The organism is Streptomyces griseus subsp. griseus (assembly GCF_003610995.1).
Taxonomy (GTDB): Bacteria; Actinomycetota; Actinomycetes; order Streptomycetales; family Streptomycetaceae; genus Streptomyces.
In genome coordinates this window covers 5,294,964-5,319,303 of the sequence record NZ_CP032543.1, presented here as the reverse complement: position 1 = coordinate 5,319,303, position 24,340 = coordinate 5,294,964, and the positions used below count along the sequence as shown (strand labels likewise).

The window sequence follows — 24,340 nt, the reverse complement described above, 5'->3', positions numbered from 1 at the left end:
GTGCCCGGGGAAAGGACGCGATGCCATGTCGGAGGCTGCATCCACTCACGTCGCCCTGGCGAAGAGCACAAGGAACAGCGCGACCCCCAGCAGTACGGTGGACGGCGCTCTGCTGCCGTCCCTCGCCCCCCTGCTCCATGAATGGCTGCCCCGGCAGCGGTGGTTCGCCGGCAAGGGCCGGCCGGTCACCGGCTTCGCCCTGGTCTCGGCCACCGAGATGCTGCCGCTGGACGGCACCGCGGGCCCCGGCCTGCTCCATCTGCTGGTCCGGGTCCAGCAGCCCTCAGCGTCGGCCCGCCCGGCCGACGACTGCTACCAGCTCCTGATCGGCGTACGCGGCTCGCTGCCGGCCACGCTCACCGCGGCCCTGATCGGGCGGGTGGAGCGCGGACCGCTGGCCGGGCGGACCGTCTACGACGCGCTGCACGATCCGCGCCTGGCGGACCTTCTGCTGGAACGATTCCGCCGGCCGGGCACCCTCGGCTCCCTCCGCTTCGAGCGGACCGCCACGATCCCGGACGGGCTGCCGCCCCGGATGCTGGACGCCGAACAGTCCAACTCCTCGCTCGTCTACGGCGATGCGTACATCCTCAAGATCTTCCGCCGGGTCTTCCCGGGCACCAACCCCGATCTGGAGCTGCCGCTCGCCCTGGCCCGCGAGGGATGCGAACGCGTCCCGGCCCCCATCGCCTGGTTCGAGGCCCCCGGCCCCGAACCGCTCACCCTCGGCGTCCTCCAGCCCTTCCTGCACGGCGCCCGGGACGGCTGGCAGCTCGCCCTGACCGCGCTCACGGCGGGCCGCGACTTCGTCCCCGAGGCGCGGGCGCTGGGCCGGGCCACCGCCGAGGTGCACACCGCGCTCGCCGCGGCGCTGCCCACCCCGGCGCTGCACGGGACGCAGACCCGGCAGCTGATCGCCCAGATGACGCAGCGTCTGGAGGCCGCCGCCCAGGCGGTGCCCGCGCTCGTCCCGTACGTCCCGGCCCTGCGCACCGCGTTCGACGCCGTCACGGCGCTCGGGCACCGGGGCGGCGGCTGGGCGCAGCAGCGGGTGCACGGCGATCTCCACCTCGGCCAGGCGCTCCGCTCCCCCGACGGGTTCTGGTCGCTGATCGACTTCGAGGGCGAACCGGCCCGCCCGCTGGACGAGCGCCGCCGCCCGGCACCCCCGGTCCGCGATGTGGCGGGCATGCTGCGCTCCTTCGACTACGCGGCCCGCTCACACCGCCCGTGGAACCCCGAGTGGGCGGCCCGCTGCCGTGCCGCCTACTGCGAGGGGTACGCGCTCGCCTCGGGCACCGATCCGCGCGGCGAGCCGGAGCTGCTGCGCGCCCATGAGACCGACAAGGCGGTGTACGAGGTGGTGTACGAGGCCCGGCACCGCCCCGACTGGCTACCGGTCCCGATGGCCGCCATCCAGCGACTGGCCCAGTCCGCCGCGGCCTGAGCCCCTCCCCCTCTCCCTCTTCTCCCCTCCGCCCTCCGAACCTCCCGAGGAGGCAGTCCCCGTGACCGCCCGCAAGCCGTCCCGCAAGGGATCCCGCAAGACCGCAGCCGCCGAGGCCAACGCTCCTGTCGAAGCCGCGCGGGTGGAGACGGCACCGGAGCCCGCTCCGGCACCCGCGCCCGCCTCCGTGGAGACCGTCGGAGCCGAGGCCGCCACGACGACCACGGCCACCAAGGCCGCCTCCGCCAAGCGCACCCGGCCCAAGCGGGCGGACGCCGTCCCGCCGCGCCCCCGGCAGGGCGGCGACGGCTCGGGCGCGCGCCCGGCGCCGGCCCTGGACGGGGCGGACCGGGGCCGGCTGCTGGCCGGTGACCACCACGCCCCGCACGACGTGCTCGGCGCCCGTCCGATCCCGGGCGGTGTGCTGGTGCGGGCGCTGCGCCCGTTCGCCCGGTCGGTCACGGTGCTGGCCGAGGGCGTGCGGGCCGAACTGCACGACGACGGTGACGGGTTCTTCTCCGGTGTGCTGCCGGTGAAGGAGGTCCCCGTCTACCGGCTCCAGGTCGCGTACGACGACAACACCATCGAGGTGGACGACCCGTACCGCTTCTGGCCCTCGCTCGGCGACCTCGACCTCCATCTGATCGGGGAGGGCCGCCACGAGGAGCTGTGGCGGGCGCTCGGATCGGAGCCGATGGTCCACCAGGGGGTGGCCGGGACCCGGTTCACCGTCTGGGCGCCGAACGCGCGCGGAGTGCGGGTGACCGGTGACTTCTCCTACTGGGACGGCACGGCCCTGCCGATGCGTTCGCTCGGGTCGACCGGGGTGTGGGAGCTGTTCCTGCCCGGGGTCGGCGAGGGCGCGCTCTACAAGTACGACATCTGCCGCCCGGACGGTTCGCACACGGTCCGGGCCGACCCGATGGCCCGCCGTACCGAGGTGCCGCCCGCGACCGCCTCCATCGTCACCGCCTCGCACCACGAGTGGCGGGACGCCGACTGGATGGCCCACCGGGGCGACCGCCCGGTCCACGAGGCGCCGTTCTCGGTGTACGAGCTCCATCTCGCCTCCTGGCGGCCGGGGCTGACCTACCGTCAACTCGCGGACCAGCTACCGGCGTACGTCAAGGACCTCGGCTTCACGCATGTGGAGCTGATGCCGGTCTCCGAGCACCCCTTCGGCGGCTCCTGGGGGTACCAGGTCACCGGCTTCTACGCGCCGACCTCCCGCATGGGCACCCCGGACGACTTCCGGTATCTGGTGGACGCCCTGCACCGGGCGGGCATCGGCGTGATCATGGACTGGGTTCCGGCCCATTTCCCGCGCGACGAATGGGCGTTGGCCGAGTTCGACGGGCGGCCGCTGTACGAGCACGCCGACCCGCAGCGGGCGGCGCACCCGGACTGGGGGACGCTGGAGTTCGACTACGGACGTACCGAGGTCCGTAACTTCCTGGTCGCCAACGCGACGTACTGGTGCGAGGAGTTCCACATCGACGGGCTGCGGGTCGACGCCGTCGCCTCGATGCTCTACCTCGACTACTCCCGCGAGGACGGCCAGTGGTCGCCCAACGACCAGGGCGGGCGCGAGAACTGGGACGCGGTCGGCTTCCTCCAAGAGATGAACGCGACCGTCTACCGGCGCAACCCCGGCGTCGTCACCATCGCCGAGGAGTCGACCGCCTGGGACGGTGTCACCCGGCCCACCGACAGCGGCGGCCTGGGCTTCGGGCTCAAGTGGAACATGGGCTGGATGCACGACTCGCTGCTGTACATGGCGAAGGAGCCGGTGCACCGCAAGCACCACCACAACGAGATGACGTTCTCGATGGTGTACGCCTACAGCGAGAACTACGTGCTGCCGATCTCGCACGACGAGGTGGTGCACGGCAAGCACGCGCTGGTGGCGAAGATGCCCGGCGACTGGTGGCAGCAGCGCGCCAACCACCGCGCCTACCTGGGCTTCATGTGGGCCCACCCCGGCAAGCAACTCCTCTTCATGGGTCAGGAGTTCGCCCAGGGCGCGGAGTGGTCCGAGAGCCACGGACCGGACTGGTGGCTGCTGGACCCGACGTACGGGGCGTCCGACGACCACCGCGGGGTGCGGAACCTGGTGGGCGACCTGAACGCGGTGTACGGGGCGGTGCCCGCCCTGTGGCAGCGCGACACCGTGCCGGAGGGGTTCAGCTGGGTGGACGGCGGGGCGGCCGAGGACAACGTCTTCGCCTTCCTGCGCTACGACGCGGACGGCTCGCCGCTGCTCGCGGTCTCGCACTTCTCCCCGGTGGTCCGCCACGACTACCGCCTCGGGGTGCCGGAGACCGGGACGGAGGGGTGGGTGGAGGTCCTCAACACGGACGCGGACCGGTACGGCGGCAGCGACGTACGGAACGAGGAGCCGCTGAAGGCGGAGACGGTGCCCGCACACGGCCGCCCGTCCAGCATCTCGCTGACGCTGCCGCCGCTGGCGACGGTGTGGTTCCGGCCGGCCTGAACGCCTGAGCCGTAGGCGGAGAAGGGGCCCGTCCCGTGTCATGGCCGGCACGGGACGGGCCCCTTCCCTTTTGAGGCGGGGTCAGCCGTTGCGGGTCGCCGTGCGGCGGCGCGTCGCGGAGAACAGACCGCCGCCCGCGAGGAGCGCCGCGCCCGCGAGGACCGCCATCGGGAGGGTGGAGTCGGAGCCGGTCGCCGCCAGGCTGCCGCCCGTCCGCGGGGTGGCGCCGCCGGCCGTGGCGCCGCCGCCCGAGGTGGTGGCGGAGCCGGTGGTGCCCGTGTCGCCGCTGGTCGTGGCGCCGGAGGAACCGGCGGTGGAGCCGCCCGTGGAGGACGCACCGCCGTCGGAGCCGCCGGAGTCCGGGCCGCCGGTGGAGCCGGAACCGCCGGTGGAGCTCGCCTCGCCGGTCTCGACCACGATCTCCGCGGTGTCGTTGGCCGCGTTCCTGTCGAAGGGGCGGGCCTGGCCGTCGAAGGAGACCTTGCCCGTGGTGCGGCCGACAGCCTTGTCGATCCGGAGCACGAAGGGGTAGGTCTCGCCGCCCGTGGGCCGGACCCACGACTGGCTGGTGCCGCACGCGTAGTGCGTCCTGGTGACCTTCGAGCAGAAGCCGTTGGCCTTGACCACCGACGTACCGGCCGGGATGCGTACGTCGACGGTGGTGACGCTGGTGTCCAGCTCGCCCTGGACCCAGGCGGGGCCCTTGTTGGTGAACTTCACCCGGGCGGTGACCTTGTCACCCACCGTGCCCTTCAGCTCGGCGCCGGTCAGGGCGAAGTCGGCGGTGCTGTCCGCCGTGACATCCGTACGCACCGAGGTCCGGGCGTGGGCGGCGCGGTCCGTCTCCGTGGCCTCTCCGCGCTCGACCAGCTTCAGGGGCGCGCCCGTACCCGGTACGTGCTCGCTCTCGCCGCCTTCGTCGGGCGCCGGCTCGTCCGCCGAGACCCCGTACCCCGCGTTGTCGCGCAGCGCGCTCGCCCCCGCCCTGAGGCCGAGCGGCTGGTCCGTCCCGTACAGCACGCCAGGCTTCAGGGGCTGGTCGACCGTGCAGACGGCGTGGTTCCGCTCCGGCTGTTCGTCGTAGGAACTGACCCTGAAGTACACGCAGTTGGAGTAGGTTTCGGCGGTCTCCACGCCTGGCGAGAAGCTGTAGGCCAGGTAGACCCTGGGCACGGTGTCCGTCCCCTTGTTGAGCACGCTCACCGGCAGCCCGAACCCGTCGCCCGGTGCGACACCGGTGACGGGGGCGAGTCCGCCGACCCCCAGATCGGGCTCTGTCCCGTCGGCCAGGGCCGGCCCGGAGCCCAGCGCGATCAGGGCGACGGCCGCCAGCGCTGCGGTTCCGCTCAGCAGCGTACGGCGGCCGGAAACGACGTTCCCCATGAGAATCCCTCGGTCGGATGACGGTCGACTGCCCGGCAGGGCAGTGCAGTTGCTCACCCGGAAGACATGTCCCGGCAGCGAATGGTTGTGCGGGGCACGCGCATGGCCGTACGCGGACGACAACAAGGACACCCGTACCGGGGGATACGGGTGTCCTTGCGTGGGGGGTGTCGCAGTGGCTGGAAAGGGCCGGTCAGACCTTGGCGGGCTCCGTCGCCGTCTCGCGCTGCTCGGGTACGTCACCGGAGTCGGCGGAGTCCCGAGCGGGGGCGTGGTCGTCGACCAGCGTGCGCTCGTCGAACGGGATCTGTCCGGCGAGGACCTGGCCGACGCGCTCCTTGTCGATCTCCTTGGTCCAGTGGCCGACCAGGACCGTGGCGACCGCGTTGCCCGCGAAGTTGGTCAGGGCGCGGGCCTCGCTCATGAAGCGGTCGATGCCGACGATCAGGCCGACGCCGTCGACGAGTTCGGGGCGGTGCGACTGGAGGCCGCCCGCGAGGGTGGCGAGCCCTGCGCCGGTCACGCCCGCCGCGCCCTTCGAGGCGATGACCATGAAGATGAGGAGCGAGATCTGCTCGCCCGCGCTCAGCGGGGAGCCCATCGCGTTGGCGATGAAGAGCGAGGACATCGTGAGGTAGATCGCGGTGCCGTCGAGGTTGAAGGAGTAGCCGGTCGGCACGGTGATGCCGACGACGGGCTTGCTGACGCCCAGGTGCTCCATCTTGGCGATCAGCCGGGGCAGGGCCGACTCGGAGGACGAGGTCGAGAGGATCAGCAGGAACTCGCGGCCCAGGTACTTCAGCAGGGAGAGCAGGTTGACCCCGGCGACCAGGCGCAGGATCGCGCCGAGCACCACGAAGACGAAGAGACCGCAGGTGACGTAGAAGCCGATCATGATGATGGCCAGGGACTTCAGGGCGTCGAGTCCGGTCTCGCCGACCACCGCCGCGATCGCGCCGAACGCGCCGACCGGGGCGGCCCACATGATCATGGCGAGGATGCGGAAGACGAGCCGCTGGATGTGGGTGATGCCGCGGATGATCGGCTCGCCCGCCGAGCCCATCGCCTGGAGCGCGAAGCCCGCGAGCAGCGCGACCAGCAGCGTCTGGAGCACCTCGCCCGCCGTGAAGGCGGAGACGATGGTGGTCGGGATGATGCCGAGCAGGAAGTCGACGGTGGACTCGCTGGCGCCGGACGCCTGCTTCTCACCGGCCGCGCGGGCCGCCTCGGTGATGTGCAGGGTGGAGCCGGGCTCCAGGAAGTTGCCGACCAGCAGGCCGATGGCGAGGGCCACGGTCGACATGACCAGGAAGTAGCCGAGCGCCAGGCCGCCCACGGCGCCGACCTTGGCCGCCTTGCGGACCGAGCCGACGCCCAGCACGATCGTGCAGAAGATGATCGGCGAGATCATCATCTTGATCAGGTTCACGAAGCCGGCGCCGATGGGCTTGAGCTCCACGGCCACCCCGGGGGCGACGAAGCCCACCAGGATGCCGAGCGCCACGGCGGCGATCACGGCGATGTACAGGTAGTGGGTACGGTCCCGCTGTTTGGCTGCCACGGCCATGGTGGGGCTCCTCGGCTCGGTCAGGGGGGTGCGCCCCCGTCCCTGGGGGCTCCGGTGACTATCCACCGCCCTGTGACCCCGGTCACCCTTGCGTTCATATCGTTCACGGGCGCTTTCGAGCCACTGGGAGAGCGCGCTCACGCGAGGCAGACTGTGAGCATGCGCCTCCCCCGTACCCGCCCCCGCAGCCTGGCCGGGCAGCTCTTCGCCATGCAGGTCGTGCTGATCGCCGCCGTGGTGGCGGGGTGCGCGGTCTTCGCGTACGTCTCCGGCTCCGCGCAGGCGGAGCAGACGGCGACCCGGCAGGTGCGGGCGGCGGCCGTGGCGGTGGCCGATTCCCCCTCCGTACGGGAGGCCATCCGTACCCCGGATCCCTCCGCCGTACTCCAGCCGTACGCGGAGCAGGTGCGCCGGGACACCGGGATCGCCTTCGTCACGATCATGGACACCGAGCGGCGGCGGTGGACGCACCCCGACGCGTCGCTGATCGGCGAGACGTTCCTCGGCCACACCGAGGAGGCGCTCGCCGGGGCGACCTTCACCGAGACCTACACCGGCACGCTCGGCCCCTCGATCAGGGTGGTCACCCCGGTCCGCGACGGCGAGGAGATCATCGGCCTGGTCAGCGCGGGCATCACGGTGGACCGGGTCTCCTCGCAGGTACGCGAGCAGCTGGGCGCCCTGGCGCTGGCGGCGGGCGGGGCGCTGGCGCTGGGCGGGATCGGCACGTACGTGATCAACGCCCGGCTGCGGCGCCACACCCACGGGATGAACGCGGCCGAGCTGAGCCGGCTGCACGACTACCACCAGGCCACGTTGCACGCGGTGCGCGAGGGGCTGCTCATGCTGGACGGGCAGCGCCGGATCGCGCTGATCAACGACGCGGGGCGGGAGCTGCTGGGGATCGCCCCGGAGACCGAGGCGCTCGGCCGGACCGTGGACGAGCTGGCCCTGCCCGCACCGCTGACCGGGGCGCTGCTGGCGTCCGAGGCGCGGGTGGACGAGCTGCATCTGACGGCGGACCGGGTGGTCGTGGTCAACACCCGTCCGGTGGTGGGCGGGGAGCGGCGCGGCACGGTGGTGACCCTGCGGGACCACACCGAACTCCAGGCGCTGACCGGGGAGCTGGACTCCGAGCGCGGCTTCACGCAGGCGTTGCGCTCGCAGGCGCACGAGGCGGCGAACCGGCTGCACACGGTGGTGTCGCTGATCGAGTTGGGCCGGGTGGAGGAGGCGGTGGAGTTCGCGACGGCGGAGCTGGAGCTGGCCCAGGTGCTGACCGACCGGGTGGTGGGCGCGGTCGAGGAGCCGGTGCTGGCCGCGCTGCTGCTGGGCAAGGCGGCCCAGGCGAACGAGCGCGGGGTGGAGCTGGAGCTGGCGGAGGACAGCCTGATCGACGACGGGGCGCTGCCCGCCTCGCTGGCCCAGCGGGATCTGGTGACGATCCTCGGCAATCTGATCGACAACGCGGTGGACGCGGCGTCGGAGGGCGACGCGGCGGCAGCGGTGCCCGCGCAGCGAACGGCTCCGCAGGGCGGCTCCGCAGGGGCCGTGCCGCACCGTACGGCTCCGCAGGGCGCCGGGCGGGCCCGGGTCACCGTGACCGCCCTCGCCGACGAGCGGGAGCTGCTGCTGCGGGTCTCGGACACCGGGCCGGGCATCGGGCCCGAGGAGGCGGACGAGGTGTTCCGGCGCGGCTGGTCGACGCACGGGGCGGGGCGCGGGCTCGGCCTCGCGCTGGTGCGGCAGGCGGCCCACCGCAACGGCGGGTCGGTGGAGCTGGACCGGGCGCCGGAGGGCGGGGCGCGTTTCACGGTGCGGCTGCCGCTCGGGACCGTACGGCTTCCGGCGGCCGGGCGAAGGAGGTGACCGCGTGATCCGGGTCCTGGTGGTGGAGGACGATCCGGTGGCCGCCGACGCGCACCAGATGTACGTGGAGCGGGTCGCCGGCTTCACCGTGGCCGCCGTGGCCCACACCCGGGCGGAGGCGGTACGGGTGCTGGAGCGCACCCCGGTCGACCTGCTCCTGCTGGACCTCTACCTGCCCGACGGCCACGGGCTCGGGCTGCTGCGCTCGCTGCGGGCCGCCGGGCACGGGGCGGACGTGATCGCGGTGACCTCGGCGCGGGACCTCGCGGTGGTGCGGGAGGGGGTGTCGCTGGGGGTCGTGCAGTACGTGCTGAAGCCGTTCACGTACCCCACGCTGCGGGACCGGCTGGTGCGGTACGCGGAGTTCCGGGGCGCGGCGGGCGAGGCGAGCGGACAGGAGGAGGTGGACCGGGCGCTGGGCGCGCTGCGGGTCACCGAGCCGGCCGCGCTGCCCAAGGGCCTCAGCGGGCCGACCCTGGAGGCGGTGACCCGGGTCCTGCGGGAGTCGGAGGAGGGGGTGACGGCCGCGGCCGCCGGGGAGCGGCTCGGGATCTCCCGGATCACCGCGCGCCGCTATCTGGAGCACCTGGTCACCGTGGGGAGCGCCGCACGGCGTCCACATTATGGGCAGGTCGGCCGACCTGAACTCCACTACCGCTGGCTGGCCGGCGGCCGCTGACCCCCGGTCGGCCCTGCATACGGCAAGCGTTTGCCGCAAGGGCGCACGGAGGTGGAAGGGCGGTGGTACCGGCGGTGAGGAAAGCGCTGGTGGGGCGCTTGATTGCGTACCGCCCGCCCGGTTCGCGCTAGGAGGTTCCTACGAAGCGTGTTCCGTGCGGGACGGACCGTAGCCAGCGGCGAAATGGACTCCTACGGTGGGGCCGTGCACCCCACCCCGCCCTTCAACGCCCCCGCCGCGCGCCGACTCCGTGAGGCACTGGGGATGGCTCCCGGACATGTCGCCTACGGTCTCGCCGCGCAGTACGGGCTCCGGATACCCGCCGAGACGGTCGTCGCCTGGGAGCGCGGTCTCGCGACCCCCGGTGAACGCGAACTGACCGCCCTCGCCGGGGTCCTCTGGTGCGCCCCCGGCGAACTGCTGGCCGCCGCCGCCACCCTGCGCGAGCACCGGCTGAGCCGGGAGCTCTCGGTGGACGACCTGGCGCGGCAGCTCGGGATGACCGGGGCCTCGTACCTGCGGATGGAGGAGACGGGGCGCTGGAAGGGCAACGAGCGGCAGTCCGCCGCGCTGTGCCGGGCGCTCGGCCTGTCACCGGCCCAGTTCCTCACGGCGACGGGGCGCGACGAGGAGCTGGCGGAGCTGCTGACGAGCGCGGTCACCACGCGCTGGCAGGCGTACGTCCGTCCGGTGGCGAAGATCGTCCCGCTGGAGCGGGCCCGGATCCAGGACGTGCTGGAGCAGCTGCACGCCGACTACCAGGCCCTGATGGTCTCCACCCTGAGCTGGAGCAGCACGGGCCAGGAACGGTCCGCGACGACGGGCGACGCGGGGCGGGCGTTCCTGGCCCGGTTGGTGGACCAGTTCTGGCGGACGGCCGGGGCCTGAGTCCCGGAGCATGAGGAGCCCGCAGGCGGCTAGAAGACCGACTCCGCCTCGTACATCCGCTCCAGCGGGACCGTCTTCAGCTGCGTGACCGCGTCCGCGAGGGGCACCATGGCGATGTCGTTGCCGCGCAGGGCGGTCATCCGGCCGAAGTCGCCGCGGTGCACGGCCTCCACCGCGTTCCAGCCGAAGCGGGTGGCCAGGACCCGGTCGTACGCGGTGGGCGTGCCGCCGCGCTGCACATGGCCGAGAATGACCGGCCGGGCCTCCTTGCCGAGCCGGGTCTCCAGCTCGACGGCGAGCCGGTTGCCGATGCCCTGGAAGCGCTCGTGGCCGTACTGGTCGATGGCGCCCTTGGCGTACGGCATGGAGCCCTCGGCCGGGTGCGCGCCCTCGGCGACGCAGATGACGGCGAACTTCTTGCCGCGCGCGAACCGCTCCTCGACCATCTTGACCAGGTCGCCGACCTCGAAGGGACGCTCGGGGAGGCAGATGCCGTGGGCGCCGCCGGCCATCCCGGACTCCAGCGCGATCCAGCCCGCGTGGCGGCCCATGACCTCCACGACCATCACCCGCTGGTGGGATTCGGCGGTCGTCTTGAGACGGTCTATGGCCTCGGTCGCGACGCCGACGGCGGTGTCGAAGCCGAAGGTCCGGTCGGTGGCGGAGATGTCGTTGTCGATGGTCTTCGGGACTCCGACGACCGGCATGCCCGCGTCGGAGAGCATCCGGGCCGCGGTCAGCGTGCCCTCGCCGCCGATCGGGATGAGCGCGTCGATGTCGTAACGGCGGGCCAGCTCCTCGCAGTTCTCGGCGGCCTCGCGCAGCCGGTCGCGCTCCAGGCGGGCCGAGCCGAGGATGGTGCCGCCCCGGGCGAGGATGCCGCTGACCGCGTTGAGGTCGAGGGGGCGGTAGTGGCCGTCCAACAGCCCCTTGAAGCCGTCCTCGAAGCCGATGACCTCGTCGCCGTGGCCCACGACGGCCCGGTGGACGACCGACCGGATCACTGCGTTCAGGCCGGGGCAGTCGCCGCCCGCGGTGAGAATTCCGATGCGCATCGAGGTGTGTCTCCTGCTCGTTAGTCGCGCTTTCCGGAAGCCGACCGAGGCGGCCTCCGTGCCCTGAACCAGCTCGATTGTCCCACGCCGGGCCCGCGGACCGCGCTTTCGGCCGGGTAGGGCGGAGAAGTCGGGAGCGGGTAGGAGGGATACCGGAGGCGGAACCTCCGGCGGGCGGCCTAGCGGCCCGCGCAGGTATCGTCAAGAGGCAATGCAGGCCAATGGCCGCACCCCTCGGAGCGCCGGGGACAGCGCGGGGAGACCCCCCACGTCCCGGACGGACCGCGGGGAGCGGCACCGCACAACGACGGGAGAGCACGCGTGGCGCGCAGCGTGTACGTGACCGGGATCGAGCGGGGGGACGGCCGGCAGGTCGTCGAACTGGGTGTCATGGAGCTACTGACGCGTCAGGTGGACCGGGTCGGGGTCTTCCGTCCACTGGTCCACGACGGACCCGACCGGCTCTACGAGCTGCTGCGGGCCCGCTACCGGCTCTCCCAGACCCCCGCCTCCGTCTACGGCCTGGACTACCACGAGGCCTCCGCCGTGCAGGCGGAGAAGGGGACCGACGAGCTGGTCTCGCTGCTGGTGGACCGCTTCCACCAGGTGGCCCGGGAGTACGAGGTGGTCCTCGTCCTCGGCAGCGACTTCGCCGCCACCCAGCTCCCCGACGAGCTGGCGCTCAACGCGCGGCTGGCCAACGAGTTCGGCGCCTCGGTGATCGCGGTCGTCGGCGGCAAGGGCCAGACCGCGGAGTCCGTCCGCGCCGAGACCCGTAACGCCTACCGCGCCTACGCGGGCCTGGGCTGCGATGTACTGGCGATGGTGGTGAACCGGGTCGCCCCCGAGGACCGCGCGGTGATAGCCGAACGGCTGGCGGCCCGGCTGCCGGTGCCCGTCTCCGTGCTGCCGGACGATCCGGCGCTCTCCGCCCCGACGGTCGCGCAGGTCACCGCCGCCCTGGACGGCACGGTGCTGCTGGGTGACGACGCGGGGCTGGCTCGGGACGCGCTGGACTTCGTCTTCGGCGGGGCGATGCTGCCGAACCTGCTGAACGCGCTGACGCCCGGCTGCATGGTGGTGACGCCCGGGGACCGGTCCGACCTGGTGGTCGGTTCGCTGGCCGCGCACAGCGCCGGGACCCCGCCCATCGCGGGCATCCTGCTGACCCTGAACGAGCGCCCCGGCGAGGAGATTCTCACCCTGGCCGCCCGGTTGGCGCCGGGCACCCCGGTCGTCTCGGTGGCCGGCGGCTCTTTCCCCACGGCGGCCGAACTCTTCACGCTGGAAGGGAAGTTGAACGCGGCGACGCCCCGTAAGGCGGAGACAGCGCTCGGCCTCTTCGAGCGCCATGTCGACACCGGCGCCCTGCTGGAGCGGATCTCGGTGGCCCGCAGCGGCCGGGTCACGCCGATGATGTTCGAGCACGAGCTGCTGGAGCAGGCCCGCTCCGACCGCAAGCGCGTGGTCCTGCCGGAGGGCACCGAGGAGCGGGTGCTGCGCGCGGCGGACGTGCTGCTGCGCCGCGACGTCTGCGACCTCACCCTCCTCGGCGATGTGGACACCATCCGCAAGAAGGCCGCCGACCTCGGCATCGACCTCGCCGAGACCCAGATCGTCGACCCGCACACGTCCGAACTGCGCCAGGCGTTCGCCGAGCGGTACGCGCAGCTGCGCGCGCACCGCGGGGTGACGGTGGAGCTGGCGTACGACGTGGTGTCGGACGTGAACTACTTCGGCACGCTGATGGTCCAGGAGGGTCTGGCCGACGGGATGGTGTCGGGCTCGGTCCACTCCACGGCCGCGACCATCCGCCCGGCCTTCGAGATCATCAAGACGAAGCCGGACGCCTCGATCGTCTCGTCCGTCTTCTTCATGTGCCTGGCCGACAAGGTCCTCGTCTACGGCGACTGCGCGGTCAACCCGGACCCGAACGCCGAGCAGCTCGCCGACATCGCGGTGCAGTCGGCGGTGACGGCGGCCCGCTTCGGCGTCGAGCCACGGATCGCGATGCTGTCGTACTCCACCGGCACCTCCGGCTCCGGCGCGGACGTCGACAAGGTGCGCGAGGCGACCGAGCGGGTGCGGGCCGAGCGGCCCGAGCTGCGGGTGGAGGGGCCGATCCAGTACGACGCGGCGGTCGAGCCGACCGTCGCGGCGACGAAGCTGCCGGGGTCGGAGGTGGCCGGACAGGCCACCGTGCTGATCTTCCCGGACCTCAACACCGGCAACAACACCTACAAGGCCGTGCAGCGCTCGGCGGGCGCGGTGGCGGTCGGCCCGGTGCTCCAGGGGCTGCGCAAGCCCGTCAACGACCTCTCCCGGGGCGCGCTCGTCCAGGACATCGTCAACACGGTGGCCATCACGGCGATCCAGGCGCAGGGCGAGGAGCGCCCCGCATGACGACTTCTCCCGTTCCCGACCACGAAAGCACGGCAGCCCCTGTGGAACCGCACCGCGTCCTCGTCCTCAACTCCGGCTCCTCCTCGGTGAAGTACCAGCTCCTCGACATGCGCGACCGCTCGCGGCTCGCCTCCGGTCTGGTGGAGCGGATCGGCGAGGAGACCTCGCGCCTGGTGCACACCCCGCTGGCCGGCGGCGGCGCCGAGCCACGGGAGCGTACGGGCCGGATCGTGGACCACGACGCGGCGCTCAAGGCGGCGGCCGAGGAGCTGACGGCGGACGGGCTCGGCCTGGACTCCCCCGAACTCGCCGCGATCGGCCACCGGGTGGTGCACGGCGGGCTGAAGTTCTCCGCGCCGACCGTGATCACCGACGAGGTGCTGAAGGAGATCGAACGCCTCGTCCCGGTCGCCCCGCTGCACAACCCGGCCAACATCACGGGCATCCGTACGGCGCGGGCGCTGCGCCCGGACCTGCCGCAGGTCGCGGTCTTCGACACGGCGTTCCACACGACGATCCCCGAGGCGGCCGCCCGGTACGCGATCGACGTGGAGACCGCCGACGCGCACCGCATCCGCCGCTACGGCTTCCACGGCACGTCTCACGCGTACGTCTCCCGGAGGACCGCGAAGCTGCTGGGCAAGGCACCGGAGGACGTCAACGTCATCGTGCTGCACCTGGGCAACGGGGCCTCCGCCTCGGCGGTCGCGGGCGGGCGGTGCGTGGAGACCTCCATGGGGCTGACCCCCTTGGAGGGGCTCGTGATGGGTACGCGCTCCGGGGACATCGATCCGGCCGTCACCTTCCACCTCAAGCGGGTGGCGGGCATGTCGACGGACGAGATCGACGTCCTGCTCAACAAGCGGAGCGGGCTGGCCGGGCTCTGCGGTGACAACGACATGCGGGAGATCCGCCGCCGGATCGAGGAGGGCGACGAGCGGGCCGCGCTCGCCTTCGACATCTACATCCACCGGCTGAAGAAGTACATCGGCGCGTACGCGGCGGTGCTCGGCCGGGTGGACGCGGTGGCGTTCACGGCGGGGGTCGGGGAGAACTCGGCCCCGGTGCGGGAGGCTGCCATCGCGGGTCTGGAGGAGTTCGGTCTCGCGGTCGACGCCGGGCTCAACGCCGTACGGTCCGGTGAGCCGCGGCTGATCTCGCCGGAGTACGCACGGGTGGCGGTCGCCGTGGTGCCGACGGACGAGGAGCTGGAGATCGCCGACCAGACGTTCGCACTCGTCGAGGGGCCCGGTTCGTCCCGGTCCGGGGGCCTTGGAGAGGTCGACAACTGAGCGCCTCCGCGCCCCTTTGTATCTTCCACCAGACGGAATATTCCGCATCGAAACAAACCGATAGGATCCGCCTCATGCGCCGTTCCAAAATCGTCTGCACCCTCGGTCCCGCCGTCGACTCCCATGAGCAGCTCGTCGCTCTGATCGAGGCCGGCATGAGCGTGGCCCGTTTCAACTTCAGTCACGGCTCCCACGAGGAACACCAGGGCCGTTACGACCGCGTCCGCAAGGCGGCCGCCGAGACCGGCCGCGCGGTGGGCGTGCTCGCCGACCTCCAGGGCCCGAAGATCCGGCTGGCCAAGTTCGCCGAGGGCCCGGTGGAGCTCGTCCGCGGGGACGAGTTCACCATCACCTCCGAGGACGTCGCCGGCGACAAGTCGATCTGCGGCACGACCTACAAGGGTCTGCCCGGCGACGTCACCAAGGGCGACCCGATCCTGATCAACGACGGCAACGTCGAGCTGAAGGTCATCGAGGTCGTCGGCCCCCGGGTCAAGACCATCGTCATCGAGGGCGGTGTCATCTCCGACCACAAGGGCATCAACCTGCCCGGCGCGGCGGTGAACGTCCCGGCCCTGTCCGAGAAGGACGTCGAGGACCTGCGCTTCGCGCTGCGGATGGGCTGCGACCTGGTCGCCCTCTCCTTCGTCCGGGACGCCGACGACGTCAAGGACGTGCACAAGGTGATGGACGAGGAGGGCCGCCGGGTCCCCGTCATCGCCAAGGTGGAGAAGCCGCAGGCGGTCGAGCACATGGAGGGCGTCGTCATGGCGTTCGACGGTGTGATGGTGGCCCGTGGCGACCTGGCGGTGGAGTATCCGCTGGAGAAGGTCCCGATGGTGCAGAAGCGCCTCATCGAGCTGTGCCGCCGCAACGCCAAGCCGGTGATCGTGGCGACCCAGATGATGGAGTCGATGATCACCAACTCCCGGCCGACCCGCGCCGAGGCGTCCGACGTCGCCAACGCGATCCTGGACGGCGCGGACGCGGTCATGCTGTCGGCCGAGTCGTCGGTGGGCGCGTACCCGATCGAGACGGTCAAGACGATGTCGAAGATCGTCTGCGCCGCCGAGGAGGAGCTGCTCTCCAAGGGCCTCCAGCCGCTGGTCCCGGGCAAGAAGCCCCGTACGCAGGGCGGCTCGGTGGCCCGTGCGGCCTGCGAGATCGCGGACTTCCTGGACGGCAAGGCGCTGGTCGCCTTCACCCAGTCCGGCGACACCGCCCGCCGCCTCTCCCGCTACCGCGTGGCCCAGCCGATCCTGGCCTTCACCACGGACGAGTCCACCCGCAACCAGCTCGCCCTGAGCTGGGGCGTCGAGTCGCACGTGGTCCCGCACGCGGACAACACCGACGCGATGGTCGACCTGGTCGACGCGGAGCTGCTGAAGCTGAACCGCTACAACCAGGGCGACACGATGGTCATCACGGCCGGTTCGCCCCCCGGCATCCCCGGCACCACGAACATGGTCCGGGTGCACCACCTGGGCGGCGAGCAGGGCTGAGCCCGGTAGGCATTGATGCATGCGAAGGGGGCCCCGGAGAGTTCCGGGGCCCCCTTCGCAAATCATCTTCGTGGAGGCATTGTCCTCAGTGCCCCGCTGGTCGCCCGTCTCGCCCTCGCACGTGCCGATGTGGACATCGACCAGTACGTCTTCCATGAGTGCGAAGAGTCCGCCGACGCGTGAGGCAGCGTCAACGGCCGGTCATTCCGCTGCGGAGCCCGGCCGTTCGCCTTCGCGACCGTGGGCCGTACCCCTGGCATCAGGGGCACGGCCCACGGCTCCGTGCGGCTCCCGGACGGGATCGGGTGGTGGCGGCTAGCCCTTGCCGCCCTCCAGGTAGTTGTTGAGGCCCGGGATCCTGAGTGAGCCGCCGAACTGGCCGGCCTGGACGACCTTGACCTTGGTGAAGAAGGCGAAGGGCACGTTCAGGGGCGGCGGGGTCTGCGGGCTGAAGGTGATCGGGATGAGGCCGAAGAGGTTGCCCTTCAGCTCCTCCGTGTACATCGTCACCGTGCCGTTGCGGATGGTCGACGTGGAGCCCGGACGCGACTTCACGTGGCCCGTGGTGCCCGCCGGGCCGACGGTCAGCTGGTGGAGGTCCTTGATGTCGATGGAGCCGGCGGTGAACTTCAGGACCTTCTTGATGGAGCCGTCCGCCTTCTTCACCTCGACGATGCCCTTGTAGTCCAGGCCGTTGAGCGTGAGCAGCGAGGACTCCAGGATCCACGGGTCGGCCGGGAGCAGCGGGATGCCGGGCTCCAGGGACGCCGCGGCGAGGGCCTTGGGGTCGGGCTCGGGGCAGGGGAAGCGCGGCTTCGCGCCTTCCGGGATGTCCTCGTCCTTCTTGGGGTCGAGTCCCTTGACGTCGTCGTCGAGCTCCTCGACGTCCTTGCCCGCCTTCGCGGCGGCCTCGCGGATGGCGTCGGCCGTCCTGTCGGAGGCGTCCTCGGCCGGATCCTTCGAGGGGCTCCTCGGCGCTTCCTTCTCCGGGGCCTTCGGCTTGTCCGCCGGCTTCGGGGACTCGGCCGTGGGGCTCGGGGACGGGCTCGCCGTCCCCTCGGGCTTCTCCTCGGCCTTGTCCTTGCCCTTGTCCGGGTCGAAGAGGTCCTTGAGCGCGTCGCCCAGGCCCAGCGGGTCGAGGGGGTTCTTCGACTTGGTGGGCGTCGGGGTGGGGCTCGGCTCCTCGGCGGGCTTCTTCGCCGCGTCGGGCTGCTCGGCCGCGTCCGGCTTCTCGTCGGCCGCCGGGTCCTCGGTGGCCGTGCCGCTCTCCGTGGGCTTCGGGGTGGGGCTGTCGTCCTGGCCCGGCTCGTCCGTGGGCGTCGCCGACGGGGTCGGGGTGGCCTTCGGGGACTCGGACTCCGGCTCGCCCGGCTCGTCGGACCGGGTGACGCACGGGCCCGGGGCGAAGGGGATGTCGGCGTTGCCGTCGGCCATGGCGAGCTTGGGCGTGAGGCCCATGCCGACGAAGACGGCGGTCGGCATCGCGGCGAGCGCGAACGCCTTCTTGCCGCTCGGCATGTGCAACTTGGTCAGCAGCGACTTCTTGGGGGCCGCGTGACGGGGGCCCTTGCGCTCGCGGAGGTCGTCGCCGGGGTACGCGTCCGGCCGCTGTTTCTCGTCACCCCGCACGGTGTGTCCCCCCGTCGTAGCCGGAGGCCGTGTCGTGGTCACCCGCCGGCTGTTGCGGTACGGCCGCGCCGTACAGGGCGCCCTCGGCCGCGTACTCGCTCTCCGTCTCCCGCTTGTCCAGCGACAAGGGAGCGTCCTGCGGGGCCTCTTCGGCCGCCTGCGGCTCGCCCGGCGCCCAGGAAATGGACAGGGCTCCGCCGATGAGCGCGAGCAGGAATCCGATCACGAAGCCGCCGATGTTGGCGACCGGTATGGAGATCAGCGCGAGGAGGATGGCCGCGACCCCGGCGAAGACCCGGACGATGGAGTGGAACCACATCGTCAGGCCCAGCGTGATGAGCAGGACCCCGATGATGAGGGATCCGGCGCCGGCCGTGGTGGACATCGCCAGCGTCATATTGCCGAGGTGGAGATCGGCGTACGGGAAGTAGGCGATGGGCGCACCGCCCAGCATGGTGAACAGACCCGCCCAGAACGGCCGGTTACCCCGCCAGGTACGGAATCCCCGCCGGTAGACGGTGAGGTTGTGCTCGTTCTGCCCTGTGGACTCGGGGCTCATGGAAAACAGCTCCCTGGAACCGGTACTGCTGTGAGAAGAGAAAGGGTGGGTGGCCGGAAAACCCCGCCGGGACGTCCCGGCCACCCGGGCGAGTGCTTAGAAGCACTCCTTGACGCCCTTGTGCAGCTTCAGGCTCAGGTTGCTGAGCTTGAAGGTGCCGGCGGTGGTCGCCCACGCCGTCTGCTTCACGTCGGTCAGGGTGGCCTTCTTGGCCCGCTGCGCGAAGCCGTTGGGGTTGACACCCTTCTCGGTTCCGGGCTGGATGCCGGGCGCACCGACGGAACCGGCGGCGACACCGATGTCGATGCTCTCGAAGTAGGCGTCGGCGTCCAGCTGCGCGACGTCCAGGTACAGGTTGGTCGCCCGGACCGGGTTGGCCGGGTTGGTGCCGGCCTTCAGCTGCAGGCTGACGTTGCCGATACCGAAAGGCACCTTGGGCGTGACCACCGACTGGCACATGTTGGTGATCGTGGCATCGCTGAAGCCCGACACCGCGACCGGGTGCGCGGCGTCGTTGCCCTCAAGGTCCTTGCCGACGGCGACGCTGCCGTACTGGACGAAGTTCTCGCCCACCAGCTTGTCGGTGCTGACCTTGAAGCTCTGGCCGGACACGGCGAAGGACGCGGCCAGCGCACCCTGTGCGAGACCGACACCCACCGCCGCGGTCGCGACGACGCTCGGCACCATGACCAGAGCGAAACGCTTCCATCTCGTCCCACCGCGAACTTGGGAACTCATAACTTGCTCCTTCTTCTCGGACGTACATCTCCGACCGGGTATGAGCCCCGGCCTGGGATGGGAGAAGTGCTACGTCCTCGGGAAGGAGAGCGCCCGCAGACGGAGGCATGTACCGCACCCGCTGCACCGGCGTTCACCCCCGAGCGACAAACCACTGGCTGCACGGTGTGTGCAGCCGGTCGGACAGGCCCCGCCGCCTGGCGGGAACCCCCCTGTCCACGGCCGGCACCACTGCCGCCGGCCCACTCGGTGGGGACCCAACAGGCCCTTTCGCGCCGGCTGGAGACCGGGCTGAAGGTATGGGACCGAGCGTGGCCGATCGTGGTGCATTCGGAGCCGCCGCACAAGGGGGTTCGTTACTTGCCAGTAACGACCTGATAACCCTGGCGCGACCGGGCGACATCACGCGGCCACACAGGGTGGCACGAAAGGGACATCGAGATGGCATGAAACGAACCGGAAACGGGACAGAGCGACCTCACCGACTTACTGCCAGTAACAGCACATCCCATTGTCAAGTTTTGGCAAAGCGAGGCCGTCTCTTAACGTTCGGACGGCAAAACGGCCGTGATCCCGGAGAGGGATCACGGCCGTCTTGTCACATCGGAACAATCAGCTCGCGGGCGGGACGATCGGCTAGCGGATCAGAACAGCACCCGCGCCAGCGCGGTGCGGGCGGCGGTGACCCGCGGGTCGTCCGGGCCGATCACCTCGAAGAGCTCCAGCAGGCGCAGCCGGGCGGTGTTCCGCTCGTCGCCCGTGTTGCGCCGGACCGCCTCGACGAGCCGGCCGAAGGCGTCCTCGACATGGCCGCCGACCAGATCCAGGTCGGCCGCGGCGACCTGGGCGGTCACATCGCCGGGGTTGTCCGCCGCGTCCTTGCGGACCGCGTTCGGGTCCATCGTCTGGACGCGGGCCAGCAACTCCGCCTGGGCCAGGCCGAGCTTGGCCTCCGGGTTGGCCGGGTCGTCGGCGAGCACGTTCTTGTACGCCTGTACGGCACCGCCGAAGTCATTGGCGTCCAGGGCGGAGGCGGCGGCCTCCAGCAGGTGGTCGTACGGGCCGGCCGGCACCTCGGCCGGGGCCGCGTCCGGTGAGGCGTTCGGGTCGACGGCGATCCCGGTGAGGCCGAACCGCTCCTCGCCGACCTGGATCAGCTGGTCCAGCGTCTCGCGGATCTGGGCCTCGGGGGCCGCGCCCTGGAAGAGCGGGAGGGCCTGCCCGGCGACGACGGCGAAGACCGCCGGGATGCCCTGGATGCCGAACTGCTGCATCAGCATCTGGTTGGCGTCGACATCGACCTTGGCCAGCAGGAAGCGGCCGTTGTACTCGACGGCCAGGCGCTCCAGCAGGGGGCCCAGCTGCTTGCACGGCTCGCACCACTCGGCCCAGAAGTCGATGACGACCGGGACCTCGGCGGAGCGCTGGAGGACATCGCGCTCGAAGCCCGCTTCATCGACGTCGATCACCAGGGTGGCGGGCGACACGGCGCCGGTGCCCCCTGTGCGGGCGGCCTGTGCACGGGCCTGCTCCGCCTTGGCCTTGGCCTCGCCGGCCGCCTTGACAGCGGCGAGGTCGACGACGCCGCTCATGGACATGTTCCTAGGCTGCATACGTACATCCTCCCCCCTGAGCACGCCGTTCCGGAAAGCGATACGGGAACCGGGCCCGTCCGCTGCACCGGCCGGTGTGCCGGGCGGGCGGACAGTGACGGTCCCGGGGGGCCCTGAAGAACCCCGGCGGGGCTCCGAAAAGACCCCGGTGGAACAGAGACGGGCCCCGATAAGACCCGGTGGACCTTCCGGATCCCCATCCGGCCGGTCCGTGCGGCTCCGGGTCCCCACCCGGCGCCTGGGCCTCCGTGAAGGCCCTGGTGGCTGTCGCTCGTTCGTTCCGTGGCGTACGGGGGCGGGCCTGCCGCCTTCCTTACGCTACGACCCGTAGCGTAACTGCCCATCGGTCCGCCGGACCAGGCCACCCCGGTGATCTGTCTCACGGAACCTGGGGCGGACCGTACCTCCCTACCGGCCGGTATGGTCGCCGCATCATGAGCGACACCGACCCCAGAACCACCCGAACGGGACGTCCGCGATCCACCGCGGCCGATGCCGCGATCCTGGAGGCGACGCGCGCCTCTCTCGTCGATCTCGGCTGGTCGAAGCTGACCATGGGCGATGTGGCGACCCGGGCCGGAGTCGCCAAGACGACCCTCTACCGGCGCTGGGCGGGCAAGAACGAACTGGTGGTGGACGCGGTCGCGGTCCTCTTCGACGAGCTGGAGCTCCCCGACCGGGGGAGCCTGGCCGCCGATGTGCAGGGCGTGGTGCTCCAGTTCGCCGCGCTGCTGGAGCGGCCGGAGGCCCGGACTGCGCTGATGGCGGTGGTCGCCGAGTCCACCCGGGACGACTCGTTGCGCCGCCGCATCCGCTCGGCCATCGTGGACCGGCAGAAGCGGCTGGTGCTCCTGGGCCGGGAGCGCGCCCAGGCCCGCGGCGAGCTGCGGTACGAGGACGACGCCTCGGCCGCCGCCCGCAACGCGGACCTGATCTTCGACGTGATCGCCGGGGCCGTGGTGCACCGCACACTGGTGAGCGCGGAACCGGTGGACGCCGCGTGGGCGAGCGGGTTCACCACGCTGTTGCTGCTGGGGCTGTCCGGGGCGCAGGCCGGCTGACCCGCCGGGGCGGTGCGGACCGACCGACCCGCCCCTCACTGTCAAGGACTCTTCAACCAGGGCGACTTGGGCTCTAAGGTCGGGGCGACCCCCTTCCGACCAGAGGAGTCGCCCGTGCGTACGCGCCTACCGGCCCTGCTCGTCGTCCTGTTGACCGGGGCTTTGCTGGCCCCCACCCAAGCCGCCGCACGCCCCGAGGAGACCGGCCGGGCGGCCGCCCACTCGGCCACCGCGGCCGCCGACCCCGCGCCGCTGCCCGCCTGGACTCCCCCGCTCAGCACCCGGGGCCGCTACATCGTCGACGCGGAGGGCCGCCGCTTCAAGCTCAAGTCCGGCAACTGGCACGGCTCCAGCGGCACCTGGAACGGCTCGGGACCGGAGGACGACCCGGCGAACAACCACGCGGGCGAGGTGGGGCACCGGGCACCGCTGGGCCTCGACCGGATGCCGATGGACGAGATCGTCGCGGACTTCCGCCGGCTCGGGCTGAACAGCGTGCGCCTGCCCTTCTCCAACGAGATGGTCGGCGACACCCGGCCGGTCTCCGGGCTGACGGCCAACCCCCAGCTGAACGGGCTGCGTCCGCTGGAGGTCTTCGACCGGGCGGTCCGCGCGCTGACGGACGCAGGGTTCGCGGTGATCCTCAACAACCACAGCACGAAGAGCCGTTGGTGCTGCGGGGTGGACGGCAGCGAGCGGTGGAACAGCGGGCAGAGCACACAGAAGTGGGTGGACGACTGGCTGCTGCTGGCGGCGCGCTACCGCTCCAACCCCCGGGTGGTCGGCGCCGATCTGCGCAACGAGGTGCGCCGCGACGTGTGGGACGACCCGAACTGGGGGCTCGGCGACGCGCACGACTGGGCCGCCGCCGCCCAGCAGGCGGGTGACCGCATCCTCAAGGACGCCAACCCGGACCTGCTCATCATGATCGAGGGCATCAACTGGGCCGGAATCCCGGTGGACGGCTTCTGGCGCGACCGCCCCCACCTCAAGCCGGTCGCCACGCTCTCGCACACCCTGGTGCGCTCCCACAAGCTGGTGTACGCCGCCCACTACTACGGCTACACCGGCCCCCGGCACAGCGGAGCGACCGGGATCGGCGAGACCAGCGACCCGCGCTACCGCGACCTGGGCCGGGCGGAGCTGTTCGCCGAGATGCAGCGCAGCTCCGCCTATGTGGCGAACACCCCCGACCGGCACTTCACCGCACCGGTGTGGATCAGCGAGTTCGGCGTGGCGAAGGATGCCGACGCCAGGGACCGCGCCTGGTTCACCGACACCGTGGACTTCCTCGTCGAGAACGACCTCGACTTCGCCTACTGGCCCGTCGTCGGCTTCCACGAGAACGACCGGGGCAACCAGTGGGGCCTGGTCCGCTACGACGCGGCCGGCGCCCGGCGCGGCGTCCTGGACGCCGACGACTGGCGCTCCACCGCGTGGCGTGCGCTGACCTCGGCCGCCGGCCGCCAAGGCCCGGTCGCACCGGTGCGGAGCTGGTCGATGCTCAGGGCCACCCACACCGACGCCAACCGCTCGCTGCGGGCGGCGGCGGACTGGGACAGCGGGGCCAGGAAGCTGACCTGCCCGGACGACCAGCGCCTGATCGGGATCAGCCAGCGCGGCCAGGGCGGGCTGTGCACCGATGCCGGGGCCGCTGACCTCGGCGCTCCGGGGGCGCTGACCAAGGTGACATCGGAGGCGGGCGTCACCACCGACTGGGCGAGCGGCTTCACCAAGTACCAGTGCGCGGAAGGCCGCTTCATGACGGGCTACAGCGTGCGCGGCAACCGGGTGTCGGCCGTTCTGTGCTCCCCGGCCCGGATCGCGCTCGCGGGGCCCGGCCGCACGCTCTGGGACGACCGGGGCGACAGCCGACCGGCCTCGGGCGAGGGCGGGGACTACGCGCCGGGCTTCTACAAGGCGCAGTGCCGGGCGGACGAGTACGCGGCGGGGATCGCCTTTTCCACGGCGATCGGCCGCGCGGGCACGCCGGATGCCCTGTACTGCCGGGGGCTGCCCGGCTGAGGGGGCGGGCTGAGGGGGCCGCCTGAGAGGGTCGCGGGCCGCGTACGTACGCGGCCCGCGGCCTCACCGTCTCACCGTCTCACCGTCTCACCGTCTCACCGGAGGGTGTCGGCTCCCGAGCGGCCGAGCCGCCGAG

The 24,340-nt window shown here is 71.8% G+C and carries 17 protein-coding genes; 10 read left to right on the top strand and 7 right to left on the bottom strand.

The genetic code is table 11. The features are described from left to right. Nucleotides 1-25 precede the first annotated feature (25 nt). Entirely contained in the window at nt 26-1,447 is a 1,422-nt protein-coding gene (locus D6270_RS24145) for a maltokinase N-terminal cap-like domain-containing protein (protein WP_109163530.1), read from the top strand. Nucleotides 1,448-1,508: 61 nt separating this feature from the next. After that, entirely contained in the window at nt 1,509-3,941 is a 2,433-nt protein-coding gene (gene glgB / locus D6270_RS24140) for a 1,4-alpha-glucan branching enzyme (protein WP_109163531.1), read from the top strand. An 81-nt stretch (nt 3,942-4,022) separates the two neighbouring features. On the opposite strand, the gene D6270_RS24135 is transcribed toward glgB, so the two are convergent. Together D6270_RS24135 and D6270_RS24130 are read right to left on the bottom strand one after the other, a co-directional pair. Next, the gene (locus D6270_RS24135) at nt 4,023-5,324 is read right to left on the bottom strand and encodes an LPXTG cell wall anchor domain-containing protein (RefSeq protein ID WP_109163532.1); all 1,302 of its coding nucleotides are present in this window, start codon (nt 5,322-5,324) and stop codon (nt 4,023-4,025) included. Between the two features lie 193 nt (nt 5,325-5,517). Next, nucleotides 5,518-6,891, bottom strand: a complete 1,374-nt coding sequence (locus D6270_RS24130) for a cation:dicarboxylate symporter family transporter (RefSeq protein WP_109163533.1) — start codon at nt 6,889-6,891, stop codon at nt 5,518-5,520. A 159-nt stretch (nt 6,892-7,050) separates the two neighbouring features. On the opposite strand from D6270_RS24130, the gene D6270_RS24125 reads away from it, so the two are divergent. From D6270_RS24125 to D6270_RS24115, 3 genes are all read left to right on the top strand, one after another. Further along, the gene (locus D6270_RS24125; protein WP_151414717.1) at nt 7,051-8,760 is read left to right on the top strand and encodes a sensor histidine kinase; all 1,710 of its coding nucleotides are present in this window, start codon (nt 7,051-7,053) and stop codon (nt 8,758-8,760) included. 4 nt (nt 8,761-8,764) lie between these two features. Then, on the top strand, nt 8,765-9,439 hold the full coding sequence (locus D6270_RS24120) for a response regulator (RefSeq protein WP_109163535.1): 675 nt from the start codon (nt 8,765-8,767) through the stop codon (nt 9,437-9,439). Between the two features lie 183 nt (nt 9,440-9,622). After that, a complete protein-coding gene (locus D6270_RS24115; protein WP_204117059.1) occupies nt 9,623-10,327 on the top strand; it encodes a helix-turn-helix domain-containing protein in 705 nt (234 codons plus the stop codon). Nucleotides 10,328-10,356: 29 nt separating this feature from the next. Here the strand turns inward: D6270_RS24115 and D6270_RS24110 are convergent, their stop codons facing one another. Next, complete coding sequence (locus D6270_RS24110) at nt 10,357-11,382, bottom strand: ATP-dependent 6-phosphofructokinase (protein ID WP_109163536.1); 1,026 nt, start codon at nt 11,380-11,382, stop codon at nt 10,357-10,359. Between the two features lie 321 nt (nt 11,383-11,703). Between D6270_RS24110 and pta the strand changes: the two genes are divergently transcribed. From pta to pyk, 3 genes are all read left to right on the top strand, one after another. Further along, nucleotides 11,704-13,785: a phosphate acetyltransferase gene (gene pta, locus D6270_RS24105; RefSeq protein WP_109163537.1), complete on the top strand. Its 2,082-nt coding sequence runs from the start codon at nt 11,704-11,706 to the stop codon at nt 13,783-13,785. 41 nt (nt 13,786-13,826) lie between these two features. Next, a complete protein-coding gene (locus D6270_RS24100) occupies nt 13,827-15,077 on the top strand; it encodes an acetate kinase (protein WP_204117194.1) in 1,251 nt (416 codons plus the stop codon). Between the two features lie 74 nt (nt 15,078-15,151). Further along, complete coding sequence (pyk, locus tag D6270_RS24095; RefSeq protein ID WP_109163539.1) at nt 15,152-16,579, top strand: pyruvate kinase; 1,428 nt, start codon at nt 15,152-15,154, stop codon at nt 16,577-16,579. A 315-nt stretch (nt 16,580-16,894) separates the two neighbouring features. Here pyk and D6270_RS24090 read toward each other — a convergent pair whose 3' ends face one another. The 4 genes from D6270_RS24090 to D6270_RS24075 form a co-directional block, all read right to left on the bottom strand. After that, nucleotides 16,895-18,208, bottom strand: coding sequence for a hypothetical protein (locus tag D6270_RS24090; protein ID WP_109163540.1), 1,314 nt, complete (start codon nt 18,206-18,208; stop codon nt 16,895-16,897). After that, nucleotides 18,198-18,767: a DUF6114 domain-containing protein gene (locus D6270_RS24085; protein WP_109163541.1), complete on the bottom strand. Its 570-nt coding sequence runs from the start codon at nt 18,765-18,767 to the stop codon at nt 18,198-18,200. The genes D6270_RS24090 and D6270_RS24085 overlap by 11 nt, the downstream gene beginning before the upstream one ends. Before the next feature lie 96 nt (nt 18,768-18,863). After that, on the bottom strand, nt 18,864-19,505 hold the full coding sequence (locus D6270_RS24080) for a DUF6230 family protein (RefSeq protein WP_109163542.1): 642 nt from the start codon (nt 19,503-19,505) through the stop codon (nt 18,864-18,866). Nucleotides 19,506-20,149: 644 nt separating this feature from the next. Beyond that, entirely contained in the window at nt 20,150-21,118 is a 969-nt protein-coding gene (locus D6270_RS24075; protein WP_109163543.1) for a tetratricopeptide repeat protein, read from the bottom strand. A gap of 434 nt (nt 21,119-21,552) precedes the next feature. Here D6270_RS24075 and D6270_RS24070 point away from each other — a divergent pair, with 434 nt between their 5' ends. Continuing rightward, entirely contained in the window at nt 21,553-22,179 is a 627-nt protein-coding gene (locus D6270_RS24070; protein ID WP_109163544.1) for a TetR/AcrR family transcriptional regulator, read from the top strand. A gap of 114 nt (nt 22,180-22,293) precedes the next feature. Further along, on the top strand, nt 22,294-24,204 hold the full coding sequence (locus tag D6270_RS24065; protein ID WP_109163545.1) for a glycoside hydrolase family 5 protein: 1,911 nt from the start codon (nt 22,294-22,296) through the stop codon (nt 24,202-24,204). Nucleotides 24,205-24,340: the final 136 nt, after the last annotated feature.

What these genes read in the sequence shown, in the direction of transcription:
- D6270_RS24070 (WP_109163544.1), top strand. Translation starts at nt 21,553, where the DNA reads ATGAGCGACACCGACCCCAGAACCACCCGAACGGGACGTCCGCGATCC.
- D6270_RS24085 (WP_109163541.1), bottom strand. Translation starts at nt 18,767, where the DNA reads ATGAGCCCCGAGTCCACAGGGCAGAACGAGCACAACCTCACCGTCTAC.
- D6270_RS24075 (WP_109163543.1), bottom strand. Translation starts at nt 21,118, where the DNA reads ATGCAGCCTAGGAACATGTCCATGAGCGGCGTCGTCGACCTCGCCGCT.
- D6270_RS24130 (WP_109163533.1), bottom strand. Translation starts at nt 6,891, where the DNA reads ATGGCCGTGGCAGCCAAACAGCGGGACCGTACCCACTACCTGTACATC.
- D6270_RS24080 (WP_109163542.1), bottom strand. Translation starts at nt 19,505, where the DNA reads ATGAGTTCCCAAGTTCGCGGTGGGACGAGATGGAAGCGTTTCGCTCTG.
- pyk (WP_109163539.1), top strand. Translation starts at nt 15,152, where the DNA reads ATGCGCCGTTCCAAAATCGTCTGCACCCTCGGTCCCGCCGTCGACTCC.
- D6270_RS24115 (WP_204117059.1), top strand. Translation starts at nt 9,623, where the DNA reads ATGGACTCCTACGGTGGGGCCGTGCACCCCACCCCGCCCTTCAACGCC.
- D6270_RS24110 (WP_109163536.1), bottom strand. Translation starts at nt 11,382, where the DNA reads ATGCGCATCGGAATTCTCACCGCGGGCGGCGACTGCCCCGGCCTGAAC.
- D6270_RS24125 (WP_151414717.1), top strand. Translation starts at nt 7,051, where the DNA reads ATGCGCCTCCCCCGTACCCGCCCCCGCAGCCTGGCCGGGCAGCTCTTC.
- D6270_RS24145 (WP_109163530.1), top strand. Translation starts at nt 26, where the DNA reads ATGTCGGAGGCTGCATCCACTCACGTCGCCCTGGCGAAGAGCACAAGG.
- D6270_RS24135 (WP_109163532.1), bottom strand. Translation starts at nt 5,324, where the DNA reads ATGGGGAACGTCGTTTCCGGCCGCCGTACGCTGCTGAGCGGAACCGCA.